General features: G+C 65.7%; 17 protein-coding genes. 7 read left to right on the top strand and 10 right to left on the bottom strand.

Annotated elements, in window-relative coordinates; translation table 11 throughout:
• Nucleotides 1-81 precede the first annotated feature (81 nt).
• On the top strand, nt 82-759 hold the full coding sequence (locus GYK42_RS13150; RefSeq protein ID WP_240943581.1) for a DUF2325 domain-containing protein: 678 nt from the start codon (nt 82-84) through the stop codon (nt 757-759).
• A 7-nt stretch (nt 760-766) separates the two neighbouring features.
• Here the strand turns inward: GYK42_RS13150 and GYK42_RS13145 are convergent, their stop codons facing one another.
• From GYK42_RS13145 to GYK42_RS13135, 3 genes are all read right to left on the bottom strand, one after another.
• A complete protein-coding gene (locus tag GYK42_RS13145) occupies nt 767-2527 on the bottom strand; it encodes a chloride channel protein (RefSeq protein ID WP_166447866.1) in 1761 nt (586 codons plus the stop codon).
• Nucleotides 2520-2948, bottom strand: a complete 429-nt coding sequence (locus GYK42_RS13140) for a MarR family winged helix-turn-helix transcriptional regulator (protein ID WP_046683605.1) — start codon at nt 2946-2948, stop codon at nt 2520-2522. The genes GYK42_RS13145 and GYK42_RS13140 overlap by 8 nt, the downstream gene beginning before the upstream one ends.
• Before the next feature lie 85 nt (nt 2949-3033).
• On the bottom strand, nt 3034-4020 hold the full coding sequence (locus tag GYK42_RS13135; RefSeq protein ID WP_166447865.1) for an alpha/beta fold hydrolase: 987 nt from the start codon (nt 4018-4020) through the stop codon (nt 3034-3036).
• Between the two features lie 184 nt (nt 4021-4204).
• Between GYK42_RS13135 and GYK42_RS13130 the strand changes: the two genes are divergently transcribed.
• The 5 genes from GYK42_RS13130 (at nt 4205) to GYK42_RS13110 (ending at nt 7868) form a co-directional block, all read left to right on the top strand.
• Nucleotides 4205-5029, top strand: coding sequence for a TlpA disulfide reductase family protein (locus GYK42_RS13130; RefSeq protein ID WP_166447864.1), 825 nt, complete (start codon nt 4205-4207; stop codon nt 5027-5029).
• A 58-nt stretch (nt 5030-5087) separates the two neighbouring features.
• Nucleotides 5088-5363 carry a metal/formaldehyde-sensitive transcriptional repressor gene (locus GYK42_RS13125; RefSeq protein WP_166447863.1) on the top strand — a complete coding sequence of 92 codons (276 nt, stop codon included), beginning with the start codon at nt 5088-5090 and terminating at the stop codon, nt 5361-5363.
• A gap of 10 nt (nt 5364-5373) precedes the next feature.
• Nucleotides 5374-6345, top strand: coding sequence for a CDF family Co(II)/Ni(II) efflux transporter DmeF (dmeF, locus tag GYK42_RS13120; protein WP_166447862.1), 972 nt, complete (start codon nt 5374-5376; stop codon nt 6343-6345).
• A 91-nt stretch (nt 6346-6436) separates the two neighbouring features.
• Nucleotides 6437-6778 (top strand): zinc ribbon domain-containing protein YjdM, encoded by a 342-nt coding sequence (locus GYK42_RS13115; RefSeq protein WP_034756972.1) that lies wholly within the window; start codon nt 6437-6439, stop codon nt 6776-6778.
• 64 nt (nt 6779-6842) lie between these two features.
• Entirely contained in the window at nt 6843-7868 is a 1026-nt protein-coding gene (locus GYK42_RS13110) for an RNA methyltransferase (protein WP_166447861.1), read from the top strand.
• 67 nt (nt 7869-7935) lie between these two features.
• Here the strand turns inward: GYK42_RS13110 and GYK42_RS13105 are convergent, their stop codons facing one another.
• Nucleotides 7936-8340, bottom strand: a complete 405-nt coding sequence (locus GYK42_RS13105) for a hypothetical protein (RefSeq protein ID WP_166447860.1) — start codon at nt 8338-8340, stop codon at nt 7936-7938.
• Between the two features lie 220 nt (nt 8341-8560).
• Here GYK42_RS13105 and GYK42_RS13100 point away from each other — a divergent pair, with 220 nt between their 5' ends.
• Nucleotides 8561-9238, top strand: coding sequence for a phosphoribosylanthranilate isomerase (locus GYK42_RS13100; RefSeq protein WP_166447859.1), 678 nt, complete (start codon nt 8561-8563; stop codon nt 9236-9238).
• Here the strand turns inward: GYK42_RS13100 and GYK42_RS13095 are convergent.
• The 6 genes from GYK42_RS13095 to GYK42_RS13070 all read right to left on the bottom strand — a co-directional run bounded on the left by GYK42_RS13095 (nt 9235) and on the right by GYK42_RS13070 (nt 17722).
• The gene (locus GYK42_RS13095; protein WP_166447858.1) at nt 9235-10140 is read right to left on the bottom strand and encodes a LysR family transcriptional regulator; all 906 of its coding nucleotides are present in this window, start codon (nt 10138-10140) and stop codon (nt 9235-9237) included. The genes GYK42_RS13100 and GYK42_RS13095 overlap by 4 nt on opposite strands.
• A 198-nt stretch (nt 10141-10338) precedes the next feature.
• On the bottom strand, nt 10339-10854 hold the full coding sequence (locus tag GYK42_RS13090) for a 4'-phosphopantetheinyl transferase family protein (protein ID WP_346768089.1): 516 nt from the start codon (nt 10852-10854) through the stop codon (nt 10339-10341).
• 21 nt (nt 10855-10875) lie between these two features.
• Nucleotides 10876-14931 carry a Pls/PosA family non-ribosomal peptide synthetase gene (locus tag GYK42_RS13085; protein WP_166447856.1) on the bottom strand — a complete coding sequence of 1352 codons (4056 nt, stop codon included), beginning with the start codon at nt 14929-14931 and terminating at the stop codon, nt 10876-10878.
• Between the two features lie 148 nt (nt 14932-15079).
• The gene (locus GYK42_RS13080; RefSeq protein ID WP_166447855.1) at nt 15080-15787 is read right to left on the bottom strand and encodes an anaerobic ribonucleoside-triphosphate reductase activating protein; all 708 of its coding nucleotides are present in this window, start codon (nt 15785-15787) and stop codon (nt 15080-15082) included.
• Complete coding sequence (nrdD, locus tag GYK42_RS29570; RefSeq protein WP_092712624.1) at nt 15777-15977, bottom strand: anaerobic ribonucleoside-triphosphate reductase; 201 nt, start codon at nt 15975-15977, stop codon at nt 15777-15779. The genes GYK42_RS13080 and nrdD overlap by 11 nt, the downstream gene beginning before the upstream one ends.
• On the bottom strand, nt 15974-17722 hold the full coding sequence (locus tag GYK42_RS13070; protein ID WP_166447854.1) for a ribonucleoside triphosphate reductase: 1749 nt from the start codon (nt 17720-17722) through the stop codon (nt 15974-15976). Before GYK42_RS13070 ends, nrdD begins: the two co-directional genes overlap by 4 nt.
• Nucleotides 17723-17831 lie beyond the last annotated feature (109 nt).

Here is a 17831-nt window from a genome sequence, read left to right as displayed (position 1 = left end):
ATAATGATTCTCATTTATAATGCGAGCAATGGGGTAGCGTGGGCTGGCGCCATGGCGCCACGGGCGGTGAAGGAGGGCATAATGGGCAGTGTGTATGGCAACGAGGACATGATCGCGCACGAGCATCGCGTGCTGATGGGCGAGTATGGCCGCGCGCAGGCGCGCTGCAGTGCGCAGCTGGCTGCGCAGGCGGCCCGCATCGCGCAGCTGGAGTCGGAATTGATGCGCGCGCGGGCGCAGGTCGTGATCCGCGATACCAGACTGGCGCTGGCGCGCGACGAACTGGCCGAACTGGCGGCCAGCGTGCCGGGCTTGCCGACGCGTGCCAGGCTGGCGCGCAAGGTCGAGTGGCTCAGCGGGCGCGTGCAGGACCTGATGCGCGAGCTGCTGCGCCTGCAGTGGTTGCCCGCGCCAGCCATGCAGGCCGACGTGCGCGAAAAAGCCGTGCTGTATGTGGGCAGCTATCTGGAGCAGAATGCGGGCCGGCAGGCCGCCGGCGCCAACGTGGCGCAGCTGGCCATCGAGCAGGCGGGCGGGCGCTTCCTGCACCATGCTGGCGGCGACGATGGCGCCGACGACGTGGCGGCGCTGGAGGCGGGCCTGGTGGCAGCCGACCTGGTGATTTGCCAGACGGGCTGCGTCAGCCATGACGCTTACTGGCGCGTGCATGACCACTGCAAGCGCACGGGCAAGCGGTGCGTGCTGGTGGACCAGCCGCAAGCCATGCATTTCGTGCGCAAGGAGGCGCTGCTCACCTGAACTCTTTTTATCGCTGGCGCTGCAGCGGCCAGAGGCGCCGCACCGTCTGCCGTTGCAGCTCTTCCCCATCGAGGTTCAGCGCCGGCTTGACCAGGTCGCTGCGACTGACGATGCCGATCAGGCGCAAGGTCCTGGCGTCGCTGACGACGGGCAGGCGTTCAAGTTCGTGCACGGCCAGGCGGGTCGCCAGGGCGCGGCACGTTTCATCGGCCAGGGCGACAACCGGCATGTTCACGCCAAACAGCTCGCCGGCCGTCAGGTCGCCGTTGCCGGGCAGGCGCTCCAGCAAGGTGGGACGGTCCAGCATGCCGACGAGCGCGCCGTCGCGCGTGACCGGGAAGGCGCGATGCCGCTGCGTCTCGCTGAAATGGCTGGCCAGCACGTCGGCAAGGCGCGCGCCGGCGTCGATGCTGAGCGGCGCTGGCGTCATCACTTCGGCGACGCTATGGCGTTCCATGGGGTCGATGCCGTACTCGCGGTAGATATGGTAGCCGCGGCGGGCGATCTTTTCCGTCAGGATGGAGCGGTGCATGGTGGTCACGGTGAAGGCATAGGCGACTGCCGACGCGGCCATTACGGGCAGCAGCGCATTGACGTCGTGCGTGAGTTCAAACGCGAAGGCCACGGCCATGATGGGTGCGCGCATCATTCCGCCCAGGGTGGCTGCCATGAAGACGAGCGGCCAGATGGCAGGCTCGCTGCCGGGCAGGTAGGGACCCAGCAGGGCGCCCAGGCCGGCGCCCAGCATCAGCAGCGGCGCCAGCACGCCGCCCGAGGTGCCCGAACCGAGGGCCAGCAGCCAGATCACTGCCTTGACGGCCAGCAGCGCGAGCAGCGCACCGGCCGCGATATGGTTGTGCAGCAGGTCGGCGATCACGTCATAGCCCACTCCCAGCGCGCGCGGCTGGAAATAGCCGCCGATGCCCACCGCCAGGCCGCCGATGGCCGGCCACCACATCCAGTGGCATGGCAACCGGTGAAACAGGTCTTCCACGCGGTACAGCGACGTCGACAACAGCCAGGCCAGCGCGCCGCACAGCAAGCCGGCGATCAGGCAGGACAGCAATGCCGATGGCGGCAGCGCCGCGCTATGCAGCGGGAACAGGGGGCCGCTGTCGATCAGCACGGGGCGCAGGAAGCCGGCGATGACGCAGGCAATCGCCACTGGCGCTAGGCTGCGCGGCCTCAATTCAAACAGCAGCAGTTCCACGGCCAGCAGCAGCGCCGCCACGGGCGTGCCAAATACCGCCGTCATGCCCGCCACGGCGCCTGCCACGAGCAGGGTCTTGCGCTCGGCCGCGCTCAGGTGAAAGTGCTGCGCCAGCAGCGAGCCGACGGCGCCGCCCGTCATGATGATCGGCCCTTCGGCGCCGAACGGACCGCCGCTGCCGATGGCGATGGCCGACGCCAGCGGCTTGAGCACGGCCCCCTTGGGCGACATCAGGCTTTTCTTGAACAGGATCGCCTCGATGGCTTCGGGAATGCCGTGCCCGCGTATCTGCTCCGTGCCGTAGCGGGCGATCAGTCCGATGACGAGGCCACCGAGCACGGGCACGACGATGACCCAGATGCCCAGCGCGTGGCCGGCCGGCGGCGTGAAGTCGGTCGAGAATTTTTGGAAGAAAAACAGGTTGCTAAAGAAGTGGATCGCGCGCAGCAGCACCCAGGCCGTCACGGTGCTCAGTGCGCCGACCACGACGGCGAGACCGGAGATGAGGATCAGCCGCGCCTGGCCATCGAAGTCGCGCCGCGTATCGTATTTATGCATGGCCGTCTCCCGCCAGCTTCGGGATGGTGAACACGCCTTCGAGGGACAGCAATTCCGTGCGGTGCAATTGCGCCAGCTTGGCCAGCATGGCTTCACCGTCGGCCAGCAGGTGGATTTCGACACGGCGCCGGTCGGCGCTGCTGTGGCGGCGCTCCACCAGACCCGATGCCTCGCAGCGCGTGACCAGCGCCACGACGCCGTGCGGCTTGGCCTGCAGCCGTTCAGCCAGTTCGCCCACCGTGGCCCAGTCTCGGCCCGGGTATCCCTTGATATGCAACAGCAGCAGGTATTGCAGCGGCGTGATGCCGTGCGCCTGGATCACGTCGTCGGAGAAGCGCTCGAAACGCCGCATCTGATAGCGAAATTCCGACAGGGTCGTAAAGTCATGTTTGCCAAGTGTGGCGGGAGGGGCAAGGGGCATCGCGGCGGCCTGGTGAGAGAAAGGCGTCAAATATATCACAACGTGATATAAATGGCCGGAAAGCATTTCCCTGGCCAGTTTATGTTCAGGCGGGGATGCCAATGCCCGCGCCGTATCCGACGCGCGCCGTTTCGCGCAGCAGGGTGGGTTGCGACAGGTACTGGATCATGTGGCCGGCGCTTGGCAGCAAGGTCAGTTCGCTGTTGCCCAGCTCATCGTGCAGGCGCGCGGAATGGTGGCTGGCGCTGACGATCGCATCCTCGCGTCCGGCCACGATGGACACGGGCATGCGCAGTTCCGGGTAGTGTTTGCGCAGCACCGCCGCGCTCGGTATCATCATGGCCGTTTCTTCAGCCTCGGCGCGCAACTGGCCTGGACGCAGCATCATCCACGGCGACAGGCGCTTGAAGCTGTCCGGCACTGCCGAGGGCGCGAACGCGCGTTTGACCGACAGGGGCCACATCAGGCGACCCAGCAGGGGCGACACGGTATGGCTGAGCACATCGCCGATGACGGGGATGGCCGGCGTTGCCGTCAGCACATCGAAGCGCACGCTGGGATAGTAGTAGCCGGACGCGAGCACCATGGCTTGCACCAGGTGCGGGTGCTGCAGGGCCATCGAGATCGCCACCAGGGTGCCCCATGAGTGCGCCAGCACGACGGCGCGGCTCACGCCCAGCTGCTCCAGCGCGGCGGCCAGCAGCGCGGCCTGGGCGGCCGGTGTCCACAGCGTGCCGCGCGGCCGGCTGCTGTAGCCGAAGCCGGGCCGGTCGAAGGCGATCACGCGGTGCGTGCGCGCCAGCTGGTCGAACAGGCCCGCATGGCGAAAATCCTCCGCGATCACGCCATTCCCATGCAACAGCACGATGACGGGACCTTCGCCCTGGCTCAGGTAGTGCAGGCGCGTGCCGTGCACGTCGAGAAAATGGCCTGCGGGCGGATGCGCGCGCTCCGCCTGCCGGCTGCGGTTGCGGACAAACAGCCACGCGGCGCCCAGGGCCAGCGCGCCCAGGGTCCAGCCCCTACGTGCCTGTGCCCGTGCCGGCGTGCCTTTCGCAACAACGGCGTTCATGTCTTTTTTCATGCTGTGCCCCTGTTAGTGAGTCAGGCATCCATGATGCCCATGGCAGGCCGCCGGCGCGATAGGCGTTCTGCGGTGCCTGGCGTAGGAAAAACGCTCGCTCGCCTTTGCCGCGAGGCGCTGCCCGGCGGGGCTTGAGGCACAATGGGCGCCTTGACTGTTGACGAAAGCGCCCATGCTGTCCCTGCAAATCGGTCCCCTGGTCCTGCCCACGGGCCTCGTCCTGTTGTTCGTTGCCCTGTGCGTCGCCTACGGCGCGGCGTGGTGGCTGCGCAGATCCCGCCAACTGCCGGACGCCGGCCCCCTCGTTTCCGACATGCTGATCGCCGGCCTGCTGGCGGCGCGGCTGGCCTTCGTCCTGCGCTGGCATGAACAGTACCTGGCCGCTCCCTGGTCCATCATCAATATCCGCGATGGCGGCTTCCTCGCGCCGGCCGGCATCGCCGCCGCGCTGGCCATCGCCGCATGGCGTTGCCGGGGTCCCGCCATGGCGGCCATGCGCCGTCCGCTGGCCGTCAGCGTGGCGTGCGGCGCGCTGGCCTGGGGTGCGTTGAGCGCAGGGCTCTCGCTGGCCTACGACAAGCCGGCGGCCTTGCCGGCCGTGGCGCTGCAGGCGGTCGATGGCGCGCCAACGACATTGGGCGCGCTGGCCGGCGGCAAGCCTATGGTGGTGAACCTGTGGGCCAGCTGGTGCCCGCCATGCCGGCGCGAGATGCCCGTGCTGGCCGCCGCGCAGCAGGCGCGCGCCGATATCGTTTTCGTGTATGCGAACCAGCGCGAGGATGCGGCTGCCGCCAGCGCTTTCCTGGACAGGAGCGGCGTCACCCTGCGCAATGTGGTGCTCGACAGCGGGGCGGCGCTGGGCAAGGCGGCCGGTTCCTCGGCCCTGCCCACCACTCTGTTTTATGACGCGCAAGGACGCCTGGTCGACACGCACCTGGGCGAATTGTCCGATGCCTCGCTGGCCAGCAAGCTGCAAAAGATCGCGCCGGCGCCTTGACGCGGCCGCAGCCGTTTCTGATAGTATACCCCCCTATAGTATTTATCGAGGTGAAATCATGGGACACACGGCGCACAACAAGACCAAGCTGCTCAATCGCGTGAAGCGTATCCGGGGGCAGGTGGAAGGCCTGGAGCGGGGCCTGGAAGAAGGGCGCGACTGCGGCGAGGTGCTGCAGCTGATCGCCGCCGTGCGCGGCGCCGTCAATGGCCTGATGGCCGAAGTCATCGAAGAACACTTGCGCGATCACGTGGCCAGTCCCGATATCTCCGGCGACGAGCGGGCCAGGGGCGCCGATGACATCGCGGGCATCCTGCGCACCTACCTCAAATAAGGAGAACGCCATGAAAACGCAATCCCTCGGCGAAGACCTCTCCGCCTGGCAGCACGAACACGTTTTTGACAGCAGCAATGGCAAGGCCGAACGCCGCGCGCGCATCGTCATGTGGATCACCCTCGCCACCATGGCGCTGGAAATCGTCGCCGGCTGGTGGTACAACTCGATGGCCCTGCTGGCCGATGGCTGGCATATGAGTTCGCACGCGCTGGCCATCGGCCTGGCCGCGTTTGCGTATGCTGCCGCGCGCCGCTATGCGCGCGACTCCCGCTTTGCCTTCGGCACGTGGAAGATCGAGGTACTGGCCGGCTACACGAGCGCCATCCTGCTGCTGGGCGTGGCCGTGCTGATGGTGGCCGCTTCCGTCGAACGCCTGTTCTCGCCGCAACCCATTCACTATCCGCAGGCCATGGCGGTGGCGGCTTTCGGCCTGGTGGTCAACCTCGTGTGCGCGCTGATCCTCGGCGGGCACCACGACCACGACCATCATCATGGTCACGGCCACCATGACCATCATGACCACCATGGCCACCATGGCCATGGCGAAGACCTGAACATGAAAGCCGCGTACATCCACGTGCTGGCCGATGCCGCCACGTCCGTGCTGGCCATCGTCGCGCTGGCCGGCGCGTGGGCTTACGGCTGGCAGTGGCTCGATCCCGTGATGGGCATCGCGGGCGCCGTGCTGGTGGCCCTGTGGGCGAAAAAGCTGATGCAGGAGACGGGCAAGGTCTTGCTGGACCGCGAGATGGACCACCCCGTGGTGGACGAAATCCGCGAGGCCGTGGAAGTGGAAAGCGCCGGCGACACGCCGCGCATCGTCGACCTGCACGTGTGGCGAGTCGGCAAGCAGCTGTACTCGTGCGCCTTGTCCGTCGTCAGCCGCGACCCCGCGCTGACAGGCGCCACGCTGCGCGCGCGCATCGGCATCCACGAGGAGATCGTCCACAGCACCATCGAGATTATTCGCCGTCCTTGACAATGATGGTGAAACAAGCCCGCTGATGCGGGGCGTAGGCAGTATAATGTCGGCTTTTACAGCACGCGCTGTTCACCAGACAGAGAATAAAATGAGCACATTACCACCATGCCCGCAATGCAAATCCGAATTCACGTACGAAGACGGCAGCCAGTTGATCTGCCCTGAATGCGCGCATGAATGGTCGGCCACGGCTGGCGAAGCGGTCGAAGAGGGCGCCAAGGTATACCGCGATTCGGCTGGCAACATCCTGCAGGATGGCGACACGGTCAGCGTCATCAAGGACTTGAAATTGAAGGGCGGCGGCGGTGTCGTCAAGATGGGCACCAAGGTCAAGAACATCCGCCTGGTCGACAGCGACCACGATATCGACTGCAAGATCGACGGCTTCGGTTCCATGAGTCTGAAGACGGAATTCGTCAAGAAGGTCTAAAGCTTTTACCCCTAACACGGCGCGCCGGTTTCATTCCTGCGCGCCGTTTTTTTATTCAGACGCCATGCAAATCGATACCATCCGCCAGCGCCTGCGCGCCCTGGGCGCCAAGCCCCTGCACGAACAGCGCGTGCTGCGCGACTGGATACAGGCGCAGCCGCACGACCAGGGCCGGCGCCGCGCCGAGGATTTTTTGCCGCTGCCCGTGCGCGATGCCTTGCCCGCGCTCGACCTGGAATTGCAGGGCATGCTGAAGCTGCTCAGCACCCATCCGGGGGCCGACGGTTCCGCGCGCCTGCTGGTGGGACTGCACGATGGCCAGACGGTGGAGAGCGTGCTGCTGCCGCGCGACGGCTTGTGCGTATCGAGCCAGGTCGGTTGCGCCGTTGGCTGCCAGTTCTGCATGACGGGCCGCGACGGCTTGATCCGGCAAGTGACCAGCGGAGAAATCGTCGCGCAAGTGGTGCTGGCGCGCACCCTGCGTCCCGTGAAAAAAGTCGTCTTCATGGGCATGGGCGAACCGGCGCATAACCTGAACAATGTGATGGAAGCGATCGAGCTGCTGGGCACCGAGGGCAATATCGGCCACAAGAACCTCGTGTTTTCCACGGTGGGCGACCCGCGCGCCTTCGAGCGCCTGCCGCAAGGTCGTGTCAAGCCGGCGCTGGCCCTCTCCTTGCACACGACCAAGCCGGAACTGCGCGCACAGCTGCTGCCGCGCGCGCCCAGGCTGTCCCCGCGCGAACTGGTGGACTTCGGCGAGTCGTATGCGCGCCTGACCGGCTACCCGGTGCAGTATCAATGGACCCTGATGGAAGGCGTCAACGACGGTGACGATGAGATGGATGGCATCGTGGCCCTCTTGCAGGGCAAGTACGCGGTGCTGAACATGATCCCGTATAACACCATCGCCGACTTGCCGTTCAAGCGCCCCAGCTGGGAAAAGGCGCGCGCGATTGCCGCCGCCCTGCACGAACGCGGCGTGCTGACCAAATTGCGCGATTCGGCCGGGCAGGACGTGGAGGGCGGCTGCGGGCAGTTAAGGGCGCGCGAAGCGAAAGGCAAGGTCATTCCCATCCGCGCGGCGTAGGTGCGGGGTAAGTCGGATTAGCGGGAACCGCGTAATCCGACATTGCGAGGCCAACAATGGTGTCGGATTACACCCCGCCCAGCAAATCGTTTTCATTCAATATCGCAAACGCGATCTCGGGGTGCGCGGCCAGGCAGCGGCGCACGGCGGCCGGGATGGCGGCGCGCGTCTTGCGGCACAGGCCGGGCCGCTCCAGCAGGCGGATCTGGAAGCCGCGCACGGTGCGCACTTCGCCGCTGCCCGGTGTAATCTGCAATTCCACGCCCAGGTTTTTCTGCAACAGCAACTGCAGCTTCTGCAACTGCGCATGGGTGGCGATACCCTCGATGTGCGCCAGCAGGCGCTTTTCTTCCGTCAGGTTCAGGCGCAGGATGGACAGGTCCGCCTGCGCATCGTCGAGCAGGCGCTCGCGCTCGCAGTCGCACAACTGCGGCGGACACTCCTTGCGGACTTCAAAGTCGACGATACGCATGTACGGCTTCCAATGGCAACCCCGGATGTCAAGTATCATCCGCCATCTGGCGCATGTCAATCAGCGCAGACTGGCGATCAGGCGGCATGAGCGGCCTTCCGTCGAGACGAAGTGGGCGGTCCCATGCTGGCACACAATCGTGCGCCGCCTTGACCGCGTGTCTTGGCGCGCGTGCCGCTCTGTGTTGTAATGTTGATCATCCCGACTGAGTACGCAGGCCATGAGAACCCGCATCAAGATTTGCTGCATCGCTTCCATCGACGAAGCGCAACTGGCCATTGCCGCCGGCGCCGATGCGCTGGGCCTGGTGGCGGCCATGCCGTCCGGCCCCGGCCCCATTCCCGACACGCGCATCGCGCAGATTGCCGCCTGGACGCCGCCACCAGTCGCCACCTTCCTGTTGACGTCCGAGACGACGGCGCAAGCCATCGCCGAACACGTGCGCGCCACGCAGCCTTCCACCGTGCAGATCGTCGGCCATATCGACCCGGGCGAGGTCGAGAAACTGGCGCGCTTGCTGCCGCACGTGCGGCGCGTGCAGGTGATCCACGTGGAAGGGCCCGAGGCTTTGGCGTTGATCCCCGCCTACGCGCCCCATGTCCACGCTTTCCTGCTCGATTCGGGCCGCCCGGGCGCGGCGGTACCGGAACTGGGCGGCACGGGCCGCACGCACGACTGGTCCGTCAGTGCCCGCTTCGTGCGCGCCAGCCCCCGTCCCGTTTTTCTGGCCGGCGGCCTTGATGCGAACAATGTGATGGAAGCGCTGCGCCAGGTGCGTCCCTACGGCATCGACCTGTGCTCGCGCGTGCGCACGGATGGCCAGCTCGACGTCATGAAGCTGGCCTTGCTGATGGCGGCCGTGCGCGACGTGGATGCGGCGCTGTATGCGGAGGGTTAAGCGGTCGGCAGTCTGGCCATCTCGCGCACGAATGCTTCCGTAAACGCGGCCACCATGTCGCTGGCCGCGCGCGGCGAGATCAGGCCCACGACGGAGTGCGACTCCTCGTCCGGCAGCGCGATAAAACGTACGCCGGGCGGCGCCACCAGGCGCATGCTGTCCGGGACGATGGCGATGCCCATGTTGGCCTCGATCAGGTTCAGCTGCGACGTCTTGCGCGACAGGGCGCGCGCCGCCTTCGGGAAGAAGCCCTGCGCCAGGCACAGGCCCGCCACCAGGTAGCTGAGGCCTCCCCGGTCCTTGTGCGGGATCGAGACGAAGGCTTCGTCGCGCAGGGCGGCTATCGTCGTGCGCTCCAGCGCGGCCAGCGGCGACATCGCCGACACGGCCACCACCAGCTTTTCCGCAAACAGTTCGCGCACGACGATGTTGGCATGCTTGCGCAAGGTGGGCAGGCGCACGAGGCCCAGGTCGGCGCGGCCTTCCTCGATATCGGCGGCCTGGTTTTCCGACGAACCCTTGGATATATCGAGCGAAATACCGGGGAACTGCGCCAGCAGCAGGTTCAGCACGGCGCCGATGGCGGGCGTCAGGGTAACGGAGCTTGAATGCAGCAGACGGATGATGCCTTGCGCGCCTTGTCCCACGTGGCGCGTCTGGCGCACGGTTTCCTCGATGTCGTCGAGGATGCGTTTGGCCCGTTCATAAAAGACCTGTCCTGCGGGTGTCAGCTCGATATGGCGTGCGTCGCGCGTGAGCAGCGGGGCTTGCACTTCGCCCTCGAGTTCTTTGATCTGCCGGCTCAGGGCCGACTGCGCGATGTACAGCTTTTCCGCCGCGCGCGAATAGCTGCCCGCATCGACGACTTCGACAAAGTAGCGGAACTGTCTGATGGAAATCAATCGTATGCCTTTTCGAGATCGGAGACTGCCTGATTTGATATTGGCCCGGCACTGCCGTTCGCGGTACAGTGGCCTCGTCTGCTGTCACTGCAAAGGAAAGGCCATGCTGGAATTGATCGGGGTGCTGGGACTGCTCGTCAGTATTATCGTAAAACTGATTTTCGTCCAGATTGGCGGTAGCGGTAGCGGCAAAGAAGATTAATATGCCAGGGTCGCGACGTAGGGGGCGGGCAGGGGCAAGGCATGCGAGCGGCAAACCTGTGCTGTCCCATCCCACTCCATCAATTGTAAACCCGCACACTTCAGCGCCGCCTCGCGCGCCGTCCACGCTTGCGCCAGCGCCAATGGGCGCTGCTCGGCGGGGCAGGCGGCCAGTGCTTCGGCCACCTGCGGCCCCAGATAATCGCGCGCCAGAATGAACCAGTCGGGGATGTCCTGTACCCGCATCACGTCGATGCCGACAGGGCCATGCAGGCCGATGGCGGCCAGCGAGATTCCCTCGTCATGGCTGAACGACAGGCCCGCAACGCCGCCGGGAAACAACAGGCGGGGAGGGGCGCCCGGCGTTGACTCCACCGAGATGGTCTCGATATCCAGCTTCAGCCACTGGGCCGCCGCCTCGCATACGGCCTGGCGAAGTTGCGCCCGTGCTTCCATGCGTGACGGCGGCGGCACAATGCCAATCACCAGTACGCCGTTCGTCGACCAGAACACCGTGGCATCCATCAGCTGCAATCAGCTACGCAGAGGCGCGGCAGGGCAGCCCGCCCAGTTGCTGCCGGCGGGGATGTGCTCACCCTTCATCACCAGGGTCAATGGCCCCAGGCGCGCATTGTCGCCCACCTTGGCGCTGTACAGCACGGAGCTGCGCGGGCCCATGTAGACGCGCTGGCCGATCTCCACGTGGTCGATCTTCATCACCCGGTCTTCGAACAGATGCGTCTGTGGACAGGTAAGGGCGTTCAATTCGCTGTAGTCGCCGATGTGCACGCAGTCGAATTCCGTGATGTCCGTCGTGTCCATGTAGACGCCGCGGCCGATTTTGCAGCCCATCAGACGGAAAGCCAGCGGCAGCCACGGCGTGCCGCGCAGGTAGCGCATGAAGTTGGGCACGGCGATGCCTTCGTACAGATTGGTCACGCCTTCCGAAATCCACACGAACGGCGTCCACATGGGCGCCGCGTGCTTGCGGTAGCGGCCCAGCAGCAGCCACTTGAACAGCACCACCACCAAAAAATTGCCGATGCCGTAGGCCAGGCCGGCAATGGCCAGGTCGCCCACCACTTCGCCCCAGCGCCCGGCGCCCGCGATCGGCATCACGTCCAGCACGAGGGTATAGCCGACGGCGATCACCACGGCGTGCGGCGCGACGATGCGGAACGCTTCGATCAGGCTGCGGCCCAGGCGGCGCAACATCGACGGCTTGAAGGTCAGGTGTTCGGCAAAGCCGCTGACCTGTTCGCGCGCGGGCAAATGCATGGGCGGAGAGCCGAGCCAGGTGTCGCCGCTGTGCATCTGTTCATTGCGCGGCGCATGCGTGTGCACGCCGATCAGCACGTGTTCGGGCAGTACGGTGCCGTCCGGGATATAGCTGCCGTTGCCGACAAAGCTGCGGTGCGAGATGACGGTGGGACGCATGGTCATCCAGCCGCCGTCGATCTGCTCGTCGCCCAGCATGACGGCGTCGGCGATGAAGGTGTCGTCGCCCAGGGTCAGCATGTCGGGCACGACGCCCAGGGCCGTGGAAATCTCGGCGCCCTTGCCGACCTTGGCGCCCAGCAGGCGGTACCAGTACGGCGCGTACACGGTGGCGTAAATGCCATGCAGGACGTTCAGGCTCGATTCCTGGATATGGCTGACCAGCCATTTGGCGCAATAGATATTGCTGTGCACGGGCGAGCTGCCCGGCTTCAAGCGCGGCAGCGCGCCCCAGCGGATGGCGGCCGACAGCAGGGCTGTCAGCACGATCAGCACGGCGCTGGCGGGGAAGGCCAGCAGGAAGTAGCGGGCCAGCTGGGTCGTCACGTCGCGTCCCTGCAGCCACGGCATCATTTCGCGTTCGTCGAACCAGTCGATCAGGACAAAAGTGGGGAAGACGGGCATGAAGAACAGTACGGCGATGAGGACCATGCCGAAGCAGAAGAACACGGTTTCGCCCGTCAGGCGCAGGCGCGAGACGGCGGGGCGCGGCGGCTGGCTGGCAGGGTCGAACGCGCCAACGTCGCGCGCGGGAGAGCCGGTGTACACGCGTCCGGCCGGTACCGCCGCGCCATCGGCCAGCGCGGACTGTCCTTCCAGGTGACCGAAGGCGCCCACCGTGGTATTGCCTTCCATGATCGCGTAAGAGCTGATGCAGGCGTCGTCGCCGATGCTGATCTGGCCCAGCAGCAAACGGCCCCGCTCGACCCTGGCGTTTTCAAAGTTGACGGCATTGCCCACGCTGACGTTGTCGCCGATGGACAGCAGGTCGGGCGCGCGCAGGGTCATCGAACCGATGACGACTTCCTTGCCCACATTCGCACCCAGCGCGCGCAGCCACCAGCTGTTGAGCGACGAGCCGCTGAGCAGGTAGGCGGGCGCCGATTCGACCAGGCGGTCGGCCAGCCACCAGCGGTAATACGTGACGCCCCACAGCGGATAACTGCCCGGCTTCAAACGTCCGGCGATCAGCCACTTGCCGGCAATCGCAATGGCAAATTCGGCCAGGGTCGCGAGTAAAAACACGCCGATGGAGGCAGCGATGGCGCGCGGCACGGTGTCGCCCGTGTCGCCCGTGAAGAAGTGGTAGGTGAAGAACGGCGCCATCCACTGCGCCATGCGCAGGGTGACGAGACCAGGCACGGCCGCCGCCTGCGCCGCGCCGCAGATCCAGCGCTTCAGTGCCGACGGCGGCGTCCATTCCGCTTCCGGCGTGGCCAGCGCGGGCGCTTCGTTCAGCACGGCGGCGATCTTGCCGATCTGCCGGTTCTGGTAAATGTCGCGCACCGTCATGTGGGCGTAGGCCGGATCGGCGCGCAGGGCGGACGCCAGGCGCGCGGCCAGGAAGGAATGGCCACCGAGATCGCTGAAGAAGTCCAGCTGGCGCAAGATCGCCTGGCCCGGGAACAGCTTGGCCAGCGCCGCGAACAGGGCCGCTTCGGCCGGCGTTTCCGGTACGTCCGATTCACCCGCTTCGCCAGGCGGCGGTGCGGACAGGGGCATGGCTTTCAAGGCCTTCCGGTCGATCTTGCCGGAAGTGAGGCGCGGCATCAGTGGCAGCAATTCAAAACGGCCCGGCACCATATATGGCGGCAAGTGCAGGTTCAATGCCGCGCGCAGGGTTTTCGCGGCCAGGGCGTCGGCCGGCGCATCGTCGCTGCCGACGATGTAGGCCACCAGCTGGTCGATGCCGTCATCCTTGCGCAGCAGGACGGCCACCGTGCCCACGCCCGTTTGCTGCGCCAGCACGGCTTCGATCTCGCCCAGCTCCACGCGGAAGCCGCGAATTTTCACCTGGTCGTCGGCGCGGCCCAGGCACAGCACCTGGCCGTCAGGATCGATGCGCGCCAGGTCGCCCGTGCGGTACAGGCGCGCGTCGTCGGGGCCCGTGCTCCAGGGATTGGGCAGGAATTTTTCCACCGTCAGGTCGGGCCGGCCCAGGTAGCCCTCGGCCAGTCCGGGGCCGATGATGCACAGCTCACCCGTCTCGCCGCGCGCCAGCAAAGTCAAGGGACGGTTTTCTCCCGGCTCGGCCACCTGCAGCACCAGCAAGCCGTAGTTGGGCAGCGGCGTGCCGATGGTCACAGGCTCGCCGGGGCGCAGGCGCGCCAGGCTGCACGAGACGGTCGCTTCCGTGGGGCCATAGGTATTGAACATGGCGCGGCCCGGGCGCGACCAGCGCTCGACGAGCGACTCCGGGCACATCTCGCCGCCCAGGTTGATCAGGCGCAGGCTCGGTACTTCCTCGGCGAACAGGGCCAGCAAGGTTGGTACGGCGTGCAGAACGGTGACCTTGTTGTCGGCCAGCGCGCGCGGCAAGGCTTCCGGGTCGCCCGAAATCTCCTTGGGTCCCAGCCACAGGGTGGCGCCTACCAGGTAGGCGATCCAGATTTCCTCGAACGACATGTCGAAGGCGACGGAAAAGCCCTGGTAGACGGTGTCGGACTGCGCCACTTCCAGCACGGCGTTTTCGCTGCGCAGGAAGTGGCAGATGCTGCGCTGGTTGATCAATATGCCCTTCGGCTTGCCCGTGGAGCCGGACGTGTAGATCACGTACGCCGGGTGTTCGGGCAACACGGCGCCGCGCGCAGGCAGCTGTTCGCCCGGCGTGGCGGGGGCCAGCAGGCTTTCCGCCGTCCATACGGGGCGGCCGATGCCTGCCTCGGCCAGGCGCGGCGCGAATTGGGCGCAGCTGACGACACCAAAGCCGTTCGCGTCATCGAGGCACACTTGCAGGCGCTCGACGGGCGTGTCTTCGTCGACGGGCAGCCAGGCGGCGCCCGCCTTGGCGATGGCAGCCTGCATCAGCAGCAAATGGGCGCCGCGCGGCAGCCACAGTCCCACGATGTCGCCGGGCTTGACGCCGGCCGCCACCAGGCGTGACGCGGCCAGGCCCGCCTGGGCATCGAGTTCCGCATAGGTGGTGCGGCGCGCGCCGTCGATCAGGGCGATTTGCTCGGGGCAGCGGCGGGCCGTCGCTTCCAGCAGGTCGGCCAGCACTTCCTCGCGCAGCAGATCCGGTCGCGGCGGGCCGTACAGAATGTCGGCGTGGGTGGATGGGAGGCCTGGACTGACTGCGGTGAAATCGTTCATGGATGACGCTTATCTGTAATGCGGAGTGAGGAATCAGATGGGCTGCGCGTGGTGCGCGGCACAGTTGATACATTACAGCACGCAAGACATTTCAGCGTTGCAGAACGGGGAATTTTGTGAAGCTTTCAGCAATTATGTGGCTGCAGGCTCAATTGCCATGATTACGGAATGTAAAACGGGGAAACATGGCGCCGATTTGCGCCAGAACAGGCGCCGATGGATAGCCGTGCAGGGGGCGGCCGGACAGCGCCGCATCCGCGCAGCCTTCGGCGCGGAACTGCTGCAGCACGTAATTGTCGACGCCTTTCGCGGCCAGGGTGGCGGCCAGGGCCAGCAGCTGTTCGTCCGGCAGCAGATCCGGGTGGGCGGTGGTGCGACACTCGTAGGCGACGCCGCTGGCGAGGATGGCGTCCAGGCAGGCGCGCGCGGGGTCGCCGCTGCCGGCCACGCGGGTCACATGACGATAGTCGGCAAACGGCGCCTTGATGTCGAAGCCCACCCAGTCGACCAGGGGCAGCACTTCCTGCAGGCGCTGCGGATAGATGCAGGCCGTGTGCAGGCCGATGCCGAACCCCAGTGTCTTGACGTCCTGCATGGCGCGCCCCAGCGCCGGATCCATGCAGGCCTCGCCGCCGCTGAAGACGACGGCGTCGACCAGGCCCGTTCTGCGGCGCAGCCAGGTCAAGACGTCCTGCCAGGGCATGGCGCCCTCGGGCGTGCGCGCCTGCAAGTGCGGATTGTGGCAATAGCCGCAACGCCAGGGGCAGCCCTGCACGAAGACCACGGCCGCCAGCTTGCCCGGGTAGTCGGTGGCGGAAAAGGGCGTCAGGCCGCCCACTTTCAGTTCAGCCGCCATGGCAGGCGGGCTGGCCCACGCGGGCGCTCGCTTCCGTAAAATACTGGCGCTCGTGGAATTCGCCCTGCTTGCCGATGTTGAACGAGGCGACGGGGCGGTGGTAGCCCATCACGCGCGTCCAGATTTCGCAGCGCTGGCGTTCCGTGTCGAGCAGGGTGATGGCGGGAGTGAAGTCGGGACGTGCGTTCATGGCGTTTCCTTGAGTGGGTGGGCGAGATCGGACTGCTTGCGGGCGATCAGTTCCGCGTCGCAGGTGGGACAGAATTCATGTTTGCCGGCCAGGTAGCCGTGGCGCGGACAGATGGAAAACGTGGGCGTGACGGTGATGTAGGGCAGCGAAAAGCGGCTCAGCGCGCGCTTCACCAGTTCGCGGCAGGCGTTGGCGTCCGACAGCGCTTCCGTCATGTACAGGTGCAGCACCGTGCCGCCCGTGTACTTGCGCTGCAGCGCATCCTGTAATTCCAGCGCCTCGAACGGGTCGTCCGTATGGCCGACGGGCAACTGCGACGAATTCGTGTAGTACGGATTGTCGGCGGTACCCGCCTGCAGGATGGCGGGATAGCGCTTGCGGTCTTCGCGGGCGAAGCGGTACGTCGTGCCTTCGGCCGGTGTCGCTTCCAGGTTGTACATGTGGCCCGTCTCTTCCTGGAATTGCACCATGCGTGCGCGCACGTGGTCGAGCAGGCGCACGGCCAGCGCATGGCCTTCCGGTGTCGTGATGTCGTAAGCGTCGCCGCTGAAATTGCGGATCATCTCGTTGATGCCGTTCACGCCCAGGGTGGAAAAGTGATTGCGCAAGGTGCCCAGGTAGCGCTTCGTGTACGGGAACAGGCCTTGCTGCATCAGTTCCTCGATGGTGCGGCGCTTGATTTCCAGGCTGGTCTTGCCCAGTTCCAGCAGGCGGTCCAGGTCGGCCATCAACGCTGGCTCGTCGTCGCGCCACAAGTGGCCCAGGCGCGCGCAGTTGATGGTGACTACGCCCAGGGAACCCGTCTGCTCGGCGGAACCGAACAGGCCATTGCCCCGTTTGAGCAGTTCGCGCAAGTCCAGCTGCAAGCGGCAGCACATGGAACGTATCATGTTCGGCTTGAGTTCCGAATTGATGAAATTCTGGAAGTAGGGCAGGCCGTAGCGGGCCGTCATCTCGAACAGGCGTTCCGCGTTGTCGCTATGCCAGTCGAAATCCTCGGTGATGTTGTAGGTGGGGATGGGGAAAGTGAAGACCCTGCCCTTGGCGTCGCCCGCCATCATGATCTCGATGTAGGCGCGGTTGATCATGTCCATTTCCGCCTGCAGCTCGCCATAGCTGAAGTCCATCTCCTGGCCGGCGATGACGGGAATTTGCTCGCGCAAGTCGTCCGGGCAGACCCAGTCGAAAGTGAGGTTGGTGAACGGCGTCTGCGTGCCCCAGCGCGATGGCACGTTGAGGTTGAAGATCAGTTCCTGCATGTACTGGCGCACGTCTTCGTAGCGCAGGCTGTCCTTGCGGATGTAGGGCGCCATGTAGGTGTCGAAGGAGCTGAACGCCTGCGCGCCGGCCCACTCGTTTTGCAGGGTGCCGAGGAAATTGACGATCTGGCCGATGGCGCTCGACATGTGTTTCGGCGGGCCCGATTCGATCTTGCCCGGCACGCCATTCAAGCCTTCGTGCAGCAGCGTGCGCAGCGACCAGCCGGCGCAATAGCCGGCCAGCATGTCGAGGTCGTGGATGTGCAGCGCCGCTTCGCGGTGCGCCGCGCCCACTTCCGGCGGATACACCTGGTCCAGCCAGTAGTTGGCGATGACCTTGCCCGACACATTGAGTATCAGGCCGCCCAGCGAGTAGCCCTGGTTGGCGTTGGCGTTGACACGCCAGTCGCGCCGGTCCAGGTATTCATTGATGGACGCGGCGACATCGACCTGGCCGCGTGTGGGGGAAACTGCATTCGTCGTCATGAAACCTCCAATAAACACAACATGCGGTGTTTTTATGGAGATTAATCACTAAATATGGTGGCGTCAAAGGGGGCGTGCAGTTGCGTGACGAATCCTTGATGCAGGTGAA

Source organism: Janthinobacterium lividum (genome assembly GCF_011601275.1).
Taxonomy (GTDB): Bacteria; Pseudomonadota; Gammaproteobacteria; order Burkholderiales; family Burkholderiaceae_D; genus Janthinobacterium; species Janthinobacterium lividum_E.
This window is presented reverse-complemented; position numbering and strand designations above follow the sequence as displayed.